This is a genomic window from Streptomyces sp. NBC_01476, from assembly GCF_036227265.1.
Classification (GTDB): Bacteria; Actinomycetota; Actinomycetes; order Streptomycetales; family Streptomycetaceae; genus Actinacidiphila.
The window spans coordinates 1,056,208-1,070,171 of record NZ_CP109446.1 but is presented as its reverse complement, the minus strand read 5'-3'; the positions used below and the strand labels follow the sequence as shown (position 1 = coordinate 1,070,171).

The 13,964-nt window shown below is 70.8% G+C and carries 11 protein-coding genes; 5 read left to right on the top strand and 6 right to left on the bottom strand.

Going from position 1 to position 13,964, the window contains the following annotated elements; genetic code table 11:
* Window positions 1-63: 63 nt before the first annotated feature.
* Together OG552_RS04735 and OG552_RS04730 are read right to left on the bottom strand one after the other, a co-directional pair.
* Entirely contained in the window at window positions 64-966 is a 903-nt protein-coding gene (locus OG552_RS04735; RefSeq protein WP_329129856.1) for an RNA polymerase sigma factor SigF, read from the bottom strand.
* Between the two features lie 280 nt (window positions 967-1,246).
* Window positions 1,247-1,813, bottom strand: a complete 567-nt coding sequence (locus tag OG552_RS04730; RefSeq protein WP_329129855.1) for a GNAT family N-acetyltransferase — start codon at window positions 1,811-1,813, stop codon at window positions 1,247-1,249.
* A 544-nt stretch (window positions 1,814-2,357) separates the two neighbouring features.
* Here OG552_RS04730 and OG552_RS04725 point away from each other — a divergent pair.
* From OG552_RS04725 to glgC, 3 genes are all read left to right on the top strand, one after another.
* Complete coding sequence (locus OG552_RS04725) at window positions 2,358-4,037, top strand: xylosidase (RefSeq protein WP_329129853.1); 1,680 nt, start codon at window positions 2,358-2,360, stop codon at window positions 4,035-4,037.
* Between the two features lie 166 nt (window positions 4,038-4,203).
* The gene (glgA, locus tag OG552_RS04720; RefSeq protein WP_329129852.1) at window positions 4,204-5,367 is read left to right on the top strand and encodes a glycogen synthase; all 1,164 of its coding nucleotides are present in this window, start codon (window positions 4,204-4,206) and stop codon (window positions 5,365-5,367) included.
* A gap of 74 nt (window positions 5,368-5,441) precedes the next feature.
* Complete coding sequence (glgC, locus tag OG552_RS04715; RefSeq protein ID WP_329129850.1) at window positions 5,442-6,659, top strand: glucose-1-phosphate adenylyltransferase; 1,218 nt, start codon at window positions 5,442-5,444, stop codon at window positions 6,657-6,659.
* A gap of 60 nt (window positions 6,660-6,719) precedes the next feature.
* Here the strand turns inward: glgC and OG552_RS04710 are convergent, their stop codons facing one another.
* A complete protein-coding gene (locus OG552_RS04710) occupies window positions 6,720-9,443 on the bottom strand; it encodes a GH92 family glycosyl hydrolase (RefSeq protein ID WP_329129848.1) in 2,724 nt (907 codons plus the stop codon).
* Window positions 9,444-9,801: 358 nt separating this feature from the next.
* Between OG552_RS04710 and OG552_RS04705 the strand changes: the two genes are divergently transcribed.
* Window positions 9,802-10,800 (top strand): LacI family DNA-binding transcriptional regulator, encoded by a 999-nt coding sequence (locus tag OG552_RS04705; protein ID WP_329129846.1) that lies wholly within the window; start codon window positions 9,802-9,804, stop codon window positions 10,798-10,800.
* Between the two features lie 32 nt (window positions 10,801-10,832).
* Here the strand turns inward: OG552_RS04705 and OG552_RS04700 are convergent, their stop codons facing one another.
* The 3 genes from OG552_RS04700 to OG552_RS04690 all read right to left on the bottom strand — a co-directional run bounded on the left by OG552_RS04700 (window position 10,833) and on the right by OG552_RS04690 (window position 13,299).
* Window positions 10,833-11,600, bottom strand: a complete 768-nt coding sequence (locus OG552_RS04700; RefSeq protein ID WP_329129845.1) for an SGNH/GDSL hydrolase family protein — start codon at window positions 11,598-11,600, stop codon at window positions 10,833-10,835.
* Between the two features lie 119 nt (window positions 11,601-11,719).
* On the bottom strand, window positions 11,720-12,313 hold the full coding sequence (locus OG552_RS04695; RefSeq protein ID WP_329129843.1) for a TetR/AcrR family transcriptional regulator: 594 nt from the start codon (window positions 12,311-12,313) through the stop codon (window positions 11,720-11,722).
* 212 nt (window positions 12,314-12,525) lie between these two features.
* A complete protein-coding gene (locus OG552_RS04690; RefSeq protein WP_329129842.1) occupies window positions 12,526-13,299 on the bottom strand; it encodes an SDR family NAD(P)-dependent oxidoreductase in 774 nt (257 codons plus the stop codon).
* A gap of 307 nt (window positions 13,300-13,606) precedes the next feature.
* On the opposite strand from OG552_RS04690, the gene OG552_RS04685 reads away from it, so the two are divergent.
* A complete protein-coding gene (locus OG552_RS04685; RefSeq protein WP_329129839.1) occupies window positions 13,607-13,930 on the top strand; it encodes a plasmid stabilization protein in 324 nt (107 codons plus the stop codon).
* Window positions 13,931-13,964: the final 34 nt, after the last annotated feature.

The window sequence follows — 13,964 nt, the reverse complement described above, 5'->3', positions numbered from 1 at the left end:
GTCACATCGCTGCTGAGGGGCCTCGGCGGAAGCGGCGGCTGCCGCCTCCGCCCGTACCCGGGCTCACGCCTGGGCGAACAGCCCCGCCCGTAGCTTGCTCAGCGTCCGGTTCAGCAGCCGGGACACATGCATCTGCGAGTAGCCCAGCTCCTCACCGATCTGCGCCTGGGTCATCTCCTCGCCGAACCGCATCTGCAGCAGCTTGCGGTCCCGCTCGGGCAGCTGCTCGATCAGCGGCGCCAGGCTGTGGAAGTTCTCCACCAGCTCCAGTGCCGGGTCGCACTCCCCGAAGGTGTCGGCGAGCGTACGGCCCTCACCGTCGGAGCCGCTGTCCGCGTCGCTGTACGGGGTGTCGAGCGAGCCGGCGGTGTAGCCGTTGGCGGCCACCAGTCCCTCGATCACTTCCTCCTCGGTGAGTTCGAGGTGGGCGGCGAGCTCGGCCACCGTCGGGTCGCGGTCCAGCAGCAGCGACAGCTGCTCCTTGGTCTTGCTCAGCTCCACCCGCAGTTCCTGCAGACGGCGCGGCACATGCACCGCCCACGAGGTGTCGCGGAAGAACCGCTTCATCTCACCGACGATGTAGGGGATGGCGAAGGTGGTGAACTCCGTCTCCCGGGAGAGGTCGAACCGGTCGATCGCCTTGATCAGGCCGATCGTGCCGACCTGGATGATCTCCTCGCGGTCGGTGGCCGGGCGGTTGCGGTACCGGCCCGCCGCGAAGTGCACCAGGGCGAGATTCATCTCGATCAGTGTGTTGCGCGCGTAACTGTAGGCGTGGGTGCCTTCTTCGAGCTCCTGGAGCCGGTCGAAGAAGAGCTTGGAGAGCACCCGGGCATCCTGGGGTGCCACTCCCGTCGCGTCGTCGATCCAGGGCAGCCCGCCGGTCGCGTCCTGTGACGCCGCCGACCACCGCTCGCCCGTCGCCGTGCCGTCCGTGCCTTCCGACTGCTGAACCATTGCGGTCACGTCATCGCCTCGCACTCAATCCGACTGTTCGCCGCCCGCCTGCCCCGGTCCGGGGAACGTATTCCAGTTTTTTTCCGGGATTCCCGGAGAGCCGTGGCGCGCGGCCGGGCCGCGCGCCACGGCACGGGGGACCGGACGAGCCGGCCGGTGGGTCGTACCGGTGCGCCGCTCGGCTGGATCAGCCGTTGCCGGGGTCGTTCCCGGCGCCGGGCCGGTCACGGCCGGGGTCGGTGGTGCAGCCGCCCTTGCGGCAGTTCACGTCGGGGCAGGACATCGTGATTCACCTCTTTTCCGCTGCCAGATCTTCCGGGACGCAGTCCAGGAGGAGCTTGTCCACGCGCTCCCCGTGCCACAGGGCCGCGTTGCGAAGCCGGCCGGCCGCACGGAAGCCGGCCTTGAGATAGGCGTTCACCGCCGGTATGTGCGGAGCCAGGACCGCCAGCCACACCGCGTCGAGCGACGCGATGGTGAACGCCCAGTCCAAGGTGAGTGCGGTGGCTTCGGCCGCGTAGCCCCGGCCGCGGTGCTCCGGGGCTATCACCAGGGTGAATTCCGCGTTGTTGACCGATTGATCCACGCTGAGGGACGTCGTTCCGACCGGAACCCCGTCCGTGACGGTGATCACTTCGAAGAGTTGGTAGTGGGACGAGGTGTGGATGCCCCGGAAGCGGGCCTGGAAGACGTCCCAGGAGACCGGCCAGCGGGCACCGAAGCCGACCACCGTCGCCGGATCGGTCTCCCACCGGTGGTACTCCTGCATCATGTCTTCCCTCGCCAGTGCCAGCGCCAACCGCTCTCCGGTGCGCAACGGCACGGATGCGGCGGCGTGGGGTGTGGTGGTCGTCACGTTGTTTCTCCCCTACGTGTGCCCGGGCCGGGGTCCTTGCAGCCGTCCATAAATCGTCAATCCGCAGGTCACTTCGGGGTACGGGATCGGCCGTATTCGCCACCCGGCGGCCGGTCATGTGCTTGGGCCACGTGACAGCCGCGCAGGTCGGGGGACGGGAGGGACGTCTGGCCGGATTCCGCGTCGACCGGGGTGGACTCGGCGGGAGCGGAGCCGCGCACAAGCAGTGAACCAGGTCATCCGATCTATGTCGCCAATGGGCGAGGGCTCAATGGTCCATTGGCCGGAGCAAATAGGTACATTCCAGACAAATATCCTAGTTGGTCTGGACCCTTGACGGCATGTTTGTTTCAGCAGTTGAATCCCTGCAGACCTCAAACCGCTTATGCAGAAGCGCTCAGCGTGGTGCGTGCCGAGAACCGGTACGTACCTCCCCCCACCGCAAGCCTGCGCAGATGAAGCGGAACACCTGGCATGCCGTTGTCGATCACGCACGGCCCGCCCCGGGGACGCTGAGTTCATCTGTTGAACATCGGAGTTTTCCATGGGTGTGTCACGTCGTATGTTCCTGGGCACGGCGGCCGGAGGTTCGGCCGCTGTGGGTCTGGCCGCGCTGGGTGTGGTCGGTCCGGTGTCGTCGGCCGGTGCGGCGCCGGCGGCGAGTGGTCCGGGTGATGTCGTCGGCAAGGTCTCGGTCGGGTATCAGGGGTGGTTCGCGTGCCCGGGTGACGGTGCGCCGATCAACTCCTGGTGGCATTACAGTGCGAACGGCGGGCAGCCGCCGGCGCCGTCGAACACCACGATCGTGGCGTGGCCGGATGTGCGGGAGTTCAGCCGGACGTATCGCTCGGGGTACGCGAATCTCGGCAACGGGCAGCCGGCGGACCTCTTCTCCTCCTACGACCAGCAGACCGTGGACACGCATTTCCTGTGGATGCAGCAGAACGGCATCGACACCGCGGCGCTGCAGCGGTTCAACCCGGTGGGCGGTGAGGGGCCGACGCGGGACGCGATGGCGGCCAAGGTGCGCAGTGCGGCGGAGTCGCACGGCCGGAAGTTCTACATCATGTACGACGTGACCGACTGGACGACCATGCAGTCGGAGATCAAGAACGACTGGACCGCCAAGATGAAGGCGCACACCGCGTCGTCGGCGTATGCCACGCAGAACGGCAAGCCGGTGGTGTGTATCTGGGGCTTCGGCTTCAGTGACGACAAGCGGCCGTTCGCGCCGGCGCCGTGTCTGGATGTCGTCAACTGGTTCAAGGACCAGGGGTGTTATGTGATCGGCGGGGTGCCGACCTGGTGGCGTACCGGTGACCGTGATTCCCGTCCCGGGTTCATCGATGTCTACCACGCCTTCCACGCGCTGTCGCCGTGGCTGGTGGGCCGGATCGGGAATGTCGGGGACGCGGACAACTTCTACAACGTGGCGACGGTTCCGGATCTGGCGGACTGTGCGGCGCACGGCATCGACTATCTGCCGTGTGTGCTGCCGGGTGCGGTGACGCTGCGGCAGCGGGCGCACGGGGATTTCATGTGGCGGCAGTTCTACAACATGAAGCGGGCGGGGGTGCAGGGGATCTACATCTCGATGTTCGACGAGTTCAACGAGGGCAATCAGATCGCCAAGACCGCGGAGTCCGCGGCGTGGCTGCCCACTGATTCGGGGATGCTGGCGCTGGACGAGGACGGTACGGCGTGCTCGTCGGACTACTATCTGCGGCTGACCGGGGACGGTGGCCGGATGCTCAAGGGACAGATCGCGCTGACCGCGACCCGCCCCACCCAGCCCGTCGTCACCGGCGGCGGGACCAGCCCGGGCACCGGCACCGTGATCAGCCTGCGGGCCCGCGCCAACAACCTGTTCGTGACCGCGGACGACGCCGGCGCCTCCCCGCTGATCGCCGACCGCCCGACCGCCCAGGCCTGGGAGCAGTTCGACCGGATCGACGCGGGCGGCGGAAACATCGCGCTGCGCGCCCACGCCAACGGTCTGATCGTCACCGCGGAGAACGCCGGCGCCGAGCCGCTGGTGGCCAACCGCGCCGCCGTCGGCCCCTGGGAGACCTTCCAGCTGATCCAGAACGCCAACGGGACGGTCAGCCTCAAGTCGCTGGCGAACAATCTGTACGTCACCGCGGAGAACGCCGGCGCCGACCCGCTGATCGCCAACCGGACCGCGATCGGCACCTGGGAGCAGTTCGACCTCAGCACCTCTTGAGACCGTGAGCACCTCGTGCGACCGTGGCCACCTGCTGATACGTGAACGGGCTGCCGTGACACCACGATCATCCGGACCGGATGATCCGGCCGCCTCCACGTGATATGCCTTGCCCCAACGGGGAAGGCAACGAGCAGACGCAAGCTGTCGAGAGCGGGAGGGCGCGGTGAAGGTCGGGCTGCTGACCCGGGAGTATCCGCCGGACGTGTACGGCGGGGCCGGGGTCCATGTGGAATTCCTCGCCCGCGAGCTGCGCGCGCTGGTGGACCTGGAGGTGCACAGCTGGGGAGAGGGCGCGGCGGACGGAGTCTTCCGGCACCGCGCCCCCGCCTCGCTGGACGGGGCGAACGACGCGCTGCGCACCTTCGGGGTGGATCTCCAGATCGCCGCCGCGCTGGAGGGCCGCGAGCTGCTGCACTCGCACACCTGGTACGCCAATCTGGCCGGCCACATCGGCAAGCTGCTCTACGGCATCCCGCATGTACTGACCGCGCACTCGCTGGAGCCGCTGCGCCCGTGGAAGGCCGAGCAGCTGGGCGGCGGCTACGCGCTGTCCAGCTGGGCCGAGCGGACCGCGATGGAGTCGGCGGACGCGGTGATCGCCGTTTCCGACGGCATGCGCCGCGACATCCTGGCCAGCTACCCGATGCTCGACCCGGACCGGGTCCAGGTGATCCGCAACGGCATCGACACCAGCACCTACCGGCCCGACCCGCGCACCGACGTCCTGGACCGGATCGGCATCGACCCGGACCGCCCGTACGTCCTGTTCGTCGGCCGGATCACCCGGCAGAAGGGCGTACCGCACCTGCTGCGCGCCGCCCGCCGGATCGACCCGGCCGCGCAGCTGGTGCTCTGCGCCGGCGCCCCCGACACCCCCGCTCTGGACCGCGAGTTCCGGGCGCTCTTCGACGAGCTGAGCGGGGTGCGCGACGGGGTGCACTGGATCCCGGCGATGCTGCCGCGCCCGGCCGTCGTCCAGCTCCTCACCCACGCCGCCCTCTTCGTCTGTCCCTCGGTCTACGAGCCGCTGGGCATCGTCAACCTGGAGGCGATGGGCTGCGGCACCGCCGTGGTCGCCTCCGCGGTCGGCGGCATACCCGAGGTGGTGGACGACGGGAGGACCGGGCTGCTGGTGCCCTACCGGGAGAGCCGCCCGGAGGAGTTCGAGGCCGGGCTCGCCGAGGCGATCGACCGGCTGATCGGCGACCCCGCGCTGGCCGCCCGGATGGGCGACGCCGGCCGGGACCGGGCGGTCATCGAATTCGGCTGGGACACCGTCGCCCGGCGCACCGCCGAGCTGTACGCGACGGTGCTCAAGGACGGCTGAGCCCGCGGGACTCGGCAGCAACCGGACGGCACCCGCCGGACACCGGAGAGCGGACATGATCTGAGGGGGCTTCGATGCGCGGTGGACCTTCGGTGCTGGGCATAGTGCTGGCCGGTGGCGCGGGGAAGCGGCTGATGCCGCTCACCGCCGACCGGGCCAAACCGGCGGTGACCTTCGGCGGCACCTACCGGCTGGTGGACTTCGTGCTGTCCAATCTGGTCAACGGCGACATCCTGCGGATCTGCGTACTGACCCAGTACAAGTCGCACTCGCTGGACCGCCATGTCAGCACCACCTGGCGGATGTCCAGCCTGCTGGGCAACTACGTCACGCCGGTGCCGGCCCAGCAGCGGCTCGGCCCGCGCTGGTACCTCGGCAGCGCCGACGCGATCCTGCAGTCGCTCAACCTCATCTACGACGAGCAGCCCGACTATGTGGCGGTCTTCGGCGCCGACCACGTGTACCGGATGGACCCCCGGCAGATGCTCGCCCAGCACATCGAGCACGGCGCGGGCGTCACCGTGGCCGGGATAAAAGTGCCCAGGGCGGACGCCTCGTCCTTCGGCGTGATCACCCCGGCCGGCGACGGCATCCAGGTGGACCGCTTCCTGGAGAAGCCCGAGGACCCGCCCGGGCTGCCGGACGACCCGGGCCATGTCTTCGCCTCCATGGGCAACTACCTCTTCACCACCAAGACGCTGCTGGACGCGCTGCACGAGGACGCGGAGGACCCGCACTCGGTCCATGACATGGGCGGCAGCATCCTGCCCCGGCTCACCGCCATGGGCGCCGCCCAGGTGTACGACTTCGACACCAACCACGTGCCCGGCGAGACCAGCCGCGACCACGGCTACTGGCGGGACGTGGGCACGCTCGACGCCTACTACGACGCGCACATGGACCTGATCTCCGACCAGCCGGCCTTCAGCCTCTACAACCGGCGCTGGCCGATCTACACCCACGAGGGCAGCCTGCCGCCGGCGAAGATCGCGGCCGGCGGCATCGTGGGGGAGTCGGTGATCAGCCCGGGCTGTGTGATCCGCGGCCAGGTCACCCGCTCGGTGCTCTCACCCGGCGTGGTGGTGGACGCCGGCGCTGTCGTCCAGGGCTCGGTGCTGCACGACAACGTACGGGTCGGCCGCGGTGCCATCGTGCGCGGCGCGGTGCTCGACAAGAACGTGGACGTCCCGCCGGGCGCCAGCATCGGGGTCAACGCTGAGCGGGACGCGGAGCTCTACACCGTGTCGAAGGCCGGTGTGATCGCGCTGGGCAAGGGACAGCGGGTGCTGTGACCGGCACGCGCCGCGGGCGGCCGCTCCCAGCGGGGAGACGACCGCCCGGTGGCGCTCGCGTCAGCTCCCGTAGACCTCCAGTTCGTAGATCCGGGCCGCGTCCGTGCCGTTGCCGGTGGTGTTCGCCGGCTGGGTGACCAGCAGCCGGGCGTAGCGGGCCTGCCGGGGCGAGACCGTGGTGTACGTGCGGCTGGCCCGTGAGCCGGTGACGGTCGCCGCGGTGGACCAGGCCGAGCCGTCGGTGCTGGTCTGCAGCTGGAAGGCGCCGGTGTTCCACGCGGTGTTCTCGCCGCCCAGGCCCGCGTGCTTGACCACGAACGACGACACGGTCCTGCTCGCCCCGAGGTCCACCTGGAGCGTCGCGTTGGCCGTCTTGGAGCACCACTTGCTGTTGTTCTTCAGCGAGTTGTCGACCGCCTTGTCACCGGACTCGGCGGTGGCGCAGGACGCCGACGCGGTCACCGGCCGCCCCTGGGCCAGATTCGCGCCGAGCGCGGGGGCCGCCGGCACCGGTGTGGCGCCGTCCTGGAAGGAGGGCGGTACGTCCGATGCGCCGGTTCCCCAGCTCGTGCTGGGCGTGGCGCCCATGGTGAAGTCCACCGTCCCGCCGGCCGCCAGATCCGGGTAGCGCAGGTAATTGTGGCTGGTGGCCGTTCCGTTGACCCTCAGTGCCTGCACATAGGTGCCGCTGCCCGAGGCGTTGACGGTGATGGCGCCGCCGGGCCGCTGGATGAGCACCGAGGGGAAGGCCGGCCCGTGGACGGCGAGGGTGTCCGCGCCGGGCGTCGCCGGGTACATGCCGAGCGCCGCCCACACGTACCAGGCCGAGGTGGCGCCGAGGTCGTCGTTGCCCGGCAGCCCGCCGGCGCCGGTGGTGTACGACTCGGTCATCACCTTGCGGACCGCGTCGGAGGCACCCGCCGGGTCACCGGCGAAGTTGTACGCCCACGGCACGCCGTGCTCGGGCTCGTTGCCGATGTAGTAGTACGGCTGCGTCTGCCCGGCGTTGACCTGGGTGAAGTGGTGGTCGAGCCGCTGCACCGCGGTCGGCCTGCCGCCCATGTCGTTGATCAGGTCGGCGAAGTCGTACGGCACCATCCAGGTGTACTGGGCGGCATTGCCCTCGGTGAAGTTGCTCTGGCTCGCCGGGTCCAGCGGCCATGACCAGCTGCCGTCGGAGTTGCGCGGCTGGATGTAGCCCGAGTCGGTGCCGAAGGTGTTCCGCCACCACTGGGCACGGGTCATGTGGGTGGTGTAACTCGCCGTGTTCCCGAGCGCCTTGGCGAACTGGGCGACCGCGAAGTCGGACGCCGAGTACTCCAGCGAGTCGGAGGGGGCGCCGCTGATGTAGTGCAGACTGGTGTACGCCGACTGATTGCCGCGGATGGGTGAGCCCTGCGCCGTACCGCCGTTGGACGCCTTCTCCATCAGGGACAGGGCACCGGCGGTGTCGAAGTCCCTGACCCCGAAGGCGTACATGCTGCTGATGACGATCGGACCCGGGTCCCCGGTCATCACGAAGTCCTCGTTGGTGGCCTGCGACCACTTCGGCAGCAGTCCGCCCTGCTGCCCGTCCAGCACCATGGACTTGGCGATGTCGGCCGCCTCGGTGGGTGCCACCAGGGCGATCAGCGCCGCCCAGGAGCGGTAGATGTCCCAGCCGGAGTAGTTCTGGTACACCGGCCGGGACGAGTTGTGCACCGCGTTGTCGAAGCCGCGGTAGTCACCGTTGACGTCGCTCTCGATGTTGGGGCTCTGGAAGACGTGGTAGAGCGCGGTGTAGAACTTCTTCAGATCGGCGGCCGAACCCCCGGTGACCTGGACCCGGTTGAGGACGCCGTTCCAGGCGGTGTCCGCCGCGGTGCGCACCGCCGCGAAGTCCCAGCCGTTGTTCTCCGCCGTCAGGTTCGCCTGCGCGCCCGCCACGCTGACATAGGAGATCCCCACCTTGAACTGGACGGTCCGCGCGCTGGTGGTGTCGAAGGTGACGTACGCCCCGGTGTTGGTGCCGCTTGTGCTCGCCGAGCCGCTGCTGACCGTGCCGCCCGACCAGGTGCCGAAGCCGGTCGGGGCCCGGTCGAAGCGGATGTCGAAGTAGATCTGGTAGGTCTTGGCCGAGCCGCAGAAGCCGCCCGCGGTCACGCTGCCGGTGACCTCGGAGCCGCTGATCCGCACCGAGCCGCTGCGGTTGCCGGTCGCGCTGCGGCTGGTGTTGATCAGCAGCCCCGCGGTGGTGGAGGACGGATAGGTCAGCCGTCCCATCCCGGTCCTGGTGGTGGCGGTGAGTTCCACATCGGTGGCGTACTTGTCCAGCCGGTTCTTGTAGTAGCCGGGCGCCGCCGTCTCGTTGGCCTTGGTGTACGACGACGCGTACGACGTCCAGTTGCTGCCGGGGGAGGTGCCCAGCGCCCCGGTGACAGGCAGCAGCGGCAGGTCCTCGTTGTTGGGGCAGCCGGCGCCGTCGAAGTGGGTGAGGCTGACGTCCTCGATGCTGGTGTCGGAGTACCGGTAGCCGGAGGGCGACCCGGTGGGGGTGTCGGGGCTGAACTGCACACCGCCGAAGGGCACCACCGCGCCCGGGTAGGTACTGCCGCCGGCGCCGCCGGGCACCGGGTTGGGCGCCGAACTGTCGTCGGTGCCGACGAACGGGTCGGCGTACTGCGTGAGGTTGGCGGCCGCCGCGGCGTGCGCCGGGGCCGGCACGAGGCCGCCGGCGGTGAGGGCGGCGAGTAACAGGGCGCTGAGGGCACCCGCGGTTCGCAGACGGAGCAGGGCAGGAAGCATGGGGGGATCACCTTCTCGCGGAAGGCCCGGCGTCGCGCTGGCGCGTGGGCCTTCAGGGGCACGGGCTGCCCGAAGCGTGTGAACGGTACCGGGACAGTGCGGAGTGTTGACGTGTACCTGATGTATGTCAAGGGTGTGTGCACGGACGCCGATCCGGCATCGGCGGGCCCGTACGGCCTGGTCGGCAGCGTATCCGCGCGACCGTCCGCGATGGCCGACCGGCATATTGACATGCCGTCAGTTCGCCCGTACCGTGCACCGATTTCTGGGAACGTTATCCGCTTCCCGGGATCCGGCCGGTCCGCCGTCACCGGAGCGACGGCGGACCGGCGGACCCGCGGCACACCGGAGGAGGCCCGTGAAGCGCCCGACGATGAAGGACGTGGCCCGCGCCGCGGGGGTCAGCCCGATGACCGTCTCCCGGGTCGTGTCCGGCGAGGCCGGTGTGTCACCGGCCACCGCGGCCAAGGTCGAACGCGCGGTCCGCCGGCTCGGCTACCAGCGCAACGACAACGCACGCCACCTGCGGCAGAAGAACCCCGCCACCGCAACCATCGGTCTGGTGGTCGACGACCTCGCCAACCCCTTCTACGCACTGATGGCCCGCTCGGTCGAGGACGAGGCCCACCGCCGCGGCTGTGTGGTGCTGGTCGCCAGCACCAATGACGAGCCGCGCCGCGAGCGCGAGGTGATCGCCGCCTTCACCGCCCGCCAGGTGGACGGTCTGATCATCGTGCCCACCATCGGGGACCACGGCTTCCTTCAGCGGCCGATGGCGAACGGCACCCGGGTGGTCTGCGTGGACCGTCCCGCCAGGGGCCTCGCGGTGGACACCGTCACCGTCGACAACCGGGCAGGCGCCCAGCGCGCGGTGACCCATCTGCTCGGCCACGGCCACACCCGGATCGCCTTCCTCGGCGACCGCTACGAGATCTGGACGCAGGCCGAACGCCACGCCGGCTACCTCGACGCCCTCACCGCCCACGGCATCCCCGCCGACCCCGCCCTGGTCCGGCACGGCCTGCGCACCCGCGCCGCGGCCACCGCCGCCCTCGCCGAGCTGCGCCGGCTGCCGCAGCCACCGACGGCCCTGTTCACCAGCAACGACCTGATCACCTTCGGGGTGCTCGACGGCCTCGACCACTCCGCCCCGCCGGCCGTCGTCGGCTTCGACGACCTTCCGCTGGCCGAGCGGCTCAGCCCGCCGCTCACCGTGGTCAGCCAGGACCCGGTGGCGCTCGGCAGCACCGCGGCGCACCTGCTCTTCTCCCGGATAGCGGGCGACCGGTCGGCGCCGCGCGACGTGGTGCTGCTGACCCGTCTGGTGGTCCGCGGCTCGGGGGAGTTCCGCGGCTGACCCGTACCGGAGCGCGGTGGCCGGCGGTGCCGTCAGAGGGGCGGCGCGGCGGAGGCCGACGCCGGAGCGAGCCGGCGCATCCGGTCCCGCACCGCGCTGTTCAGCGCCGGGAAGAACACCGCGGCCATCTTCCGGTACCCGGCGTCGTCGGGATGCACGCCGTCGGCCATGTCCGGGTGGCCGAGCCGCGGCGGGGCCACGTACCAGAACGCCCGGCCCCTGCGGCGCTCGGTCCCTTCCAGGGCGGCGGCCTTCCGGTTGAAGGCGGTGGTCTGCGCCCGCTGCCGCACCGTGTTGGGCAGCAGTCCCATGTACACCACCGAGACCCCGGGCCGGTCGGCGTAGATCCGGTCGACCAGCGCCGCCAGCCGCTCGGGGGCGTGCGCCGGGTCGTGGTGGTGCAGCAGGTCGTTGATGCCGAGGTGCAGCAGGACGACCTCGGGCCGGTACGCCGCCAGCCAGCCGTCCAGCCGGGACCGTACGCCGTCGATGGTCCAGCCCCGGTGGCCCTCGTTCGCCGGATCCGGCAGATCCCCGTTGCGCTGCGAGCCGACGAAGTCCACGGTGTACCGCGACTGCCGCCCGGTCACCAGGTCCCAGAGCGGCTTGCGGTAACCCGACCTGGTGGGGCTGCCCTGGCCCCAGGTGATGGAGTCGCCGAGCGGCATCACCCGCACGGTGTACGGGTGGGCCCCGACGGCCGGTGTGCCGGCGGTGAGCAGCGCCACCGTGATGGCCAGCGCGACGGTGACCGCCGCAGCTACGACGCTGTAGGCATGTCCGGCCCGGCCGCGTGCCATGACTGCCCCTCCCTGCGGTGCTGCGACGGCCCGGGAGCCCCGTGCGGCCCGGCCGCGGGACCCCCGTTCGGTTCCGGCCACTGTATCCCGGGGGTCCGGTGGGGGCTGGACGTGTCCGGTCAGGGCCGGACGCGCAGCTGGTCCAGGGTCAGGTCGAGCGCTGCCTCCAGGGAGGCGGAGCGGCCGGTGACGATCAGCACCAGGGCGCCGCCCTGCACCGCGGCCAGCAGCGCGTCCGCGGCCCGGTCCGCGCTCAGCCCACGGGTCATCAGTTCGTGCTCCTGCATATGGCGGACCCCGGCGGCCAGCTTGCCCTGCCAGCGGTCCATCAGGTCCACCTGCACCGCCCTGGCCGCCTCGTCGTCCGGGGCGAGCTGGCTCATCACCACCCGCAGCGGGCAGTGGGCGCCCTGCCGCCGGTAACGGGCCACCACCGTGTTGCGCCAGGCGTGCCAGGAGCGCCAGCTGGTCAGGTCGTCCAGGTGCGGCTGCTGGTCGGCGAGGATCGCGTCCGCCTCGTGCGAGGCCACCGCGAGCACCAGTTGCTCCCGTCCCTGCGGGAAGTAGTGGAAGAGCTGGCTCTTGCTGGTCCTGGTGGCGTCCCGGATCTCGTCCAGCGACACCCCGGCCCCGGACTGCCGCATCAGCGCGGCGGCCCCCTCGATGATCCGCAGCCGTGTGGCGGCGCCCTTGGTCGTCAGCCCCTGCGGCACGCTTTCCGCCTCCCGAACGATCTGGACTTCCCGGTCCAATAGTACGGGTCCGGTGGCCCGGGCCGGCGGGGGCGGTGGGGCGGTCGGGGTCCGGTGGCCCGGGGCCGGTGGGGGAGCGGCGGTCGGGGCCCGTAGGGAAAGGGGGCGGCGCGGCGCCCTCACCGGGGTGCGCGGCGCCGGCCGCCCGGCGTACCGCGCACCCGATGAGGGGCTCACGCCCCCTTGATCACCGCGACCCCGATCCGGCCGCCGTCCACGTCCAGCACCGTGCCGTGGACGAAGGAGGCTTCGTCGCTCGCCAGGTAGACCGCGGCCTGGGCGATGTCCCCGGGGTCGCCGGTGGTGCCGGCCGGCGTGCCGTGCATCATTCCCTCGGCCGGGTGCGGCTGGGACGGGTCCAGGTCGGGGGTGCGGATCACCCCGGGGGCGATCGCGTTCACCCGTACCCCGGACGGTCCGAACTCGGCGGCCCAGGCCCTGGTCAGCGTCTCCACCGCGCCCTTGGTCGAGGCGTAGAGCGCGCCGACCGGAACACTGAGCCGGGCCACCCACGAACCCAGGTTGATGATCGTGCCGCCGCCGGCCGCCACCATGGCAGGCGCCACCACCGCGGTGAGGAAGAACGGGGCCTTCACATTGACCCCGTACACCTGGTCGAACATGGTCTCGTCGACGGTCGGGGTGGTCGAGCCGGGGAAGATGCCCGCGTTGTTGACCAGGATGTCGATCCGGCCGCCGAGCACCTCGGTGGCCCGCTCGGCCAGCCCGTGGCTGGCCGCCGCGCTGCCGTCGAGGTCGGCGGCGACGAAGTCGGCCTTGCCGCCGGCCGCCCTGATCCCGGCCACCACCTCGGCGCCGCGGGCCTCATTGCGGCCGGAGACCACCACATGTGCGCCCTCGGCGCCGAAGGCCACCGCGACGGCCCGCCCGATGTTGCTCGTGGCCCCTGTGACCAGCGCTGTCTTGCCCTGCAGTCGTGCAGTCATGCCTGTTCCGACCTCTCCCACAATGGACTGTGCGGTTCAGAAAAACCGTAACACGACTCTGGACCGTGAGGTCCAGAGTGAGTCGTCCACTGCCACGGACGGTGTCGGAGGCGCCCCCGGATGGACCAGGCCGGGTCGCCTGCGGAGCCCTCCTGGCGGCAACACTGGAAAGGACGCGCCCGCCCGTGCCGCGGCAGGGCAGGCGTCCACCCATGGCAGCGGCCGTCCCGACGGTTCACCGGCACACGCGGTGGCGGCGAGCGGACCGGCGGCCAAAGCAGCAGCGACGGCAGGAGAGGCGGGCACGATGCCCAGAGGGTCGAGCGCCAAGCGAGAACGGCAGTACGAGCACATCAAGGACAGCGCGAAGGAGCGCGGCGAGTCCGACAGGCGGGCCAAGGAGATCGCCTCGCGCACCGTGAACAAGGAGCGCGCCCGCACCGGCGAGTCCAGGACCGCCGGCCGCACCTCCACCCGGGACATGCCGTCCTCGCGGCGCGGCGGACAGCGTTCGCACTCCGGAGCGCAGGGCCCCACCAGGGACCAGCTCTACAACGAGGCCCGGCAGCGCGACATCAAGGGCCGCTCGAACATGACCAAGTCCCAGCTGAGCAGGGCGCTCGGCCGCTGACGGCCGGGTCCGGCCGCGACCGGGACGCGCGCCG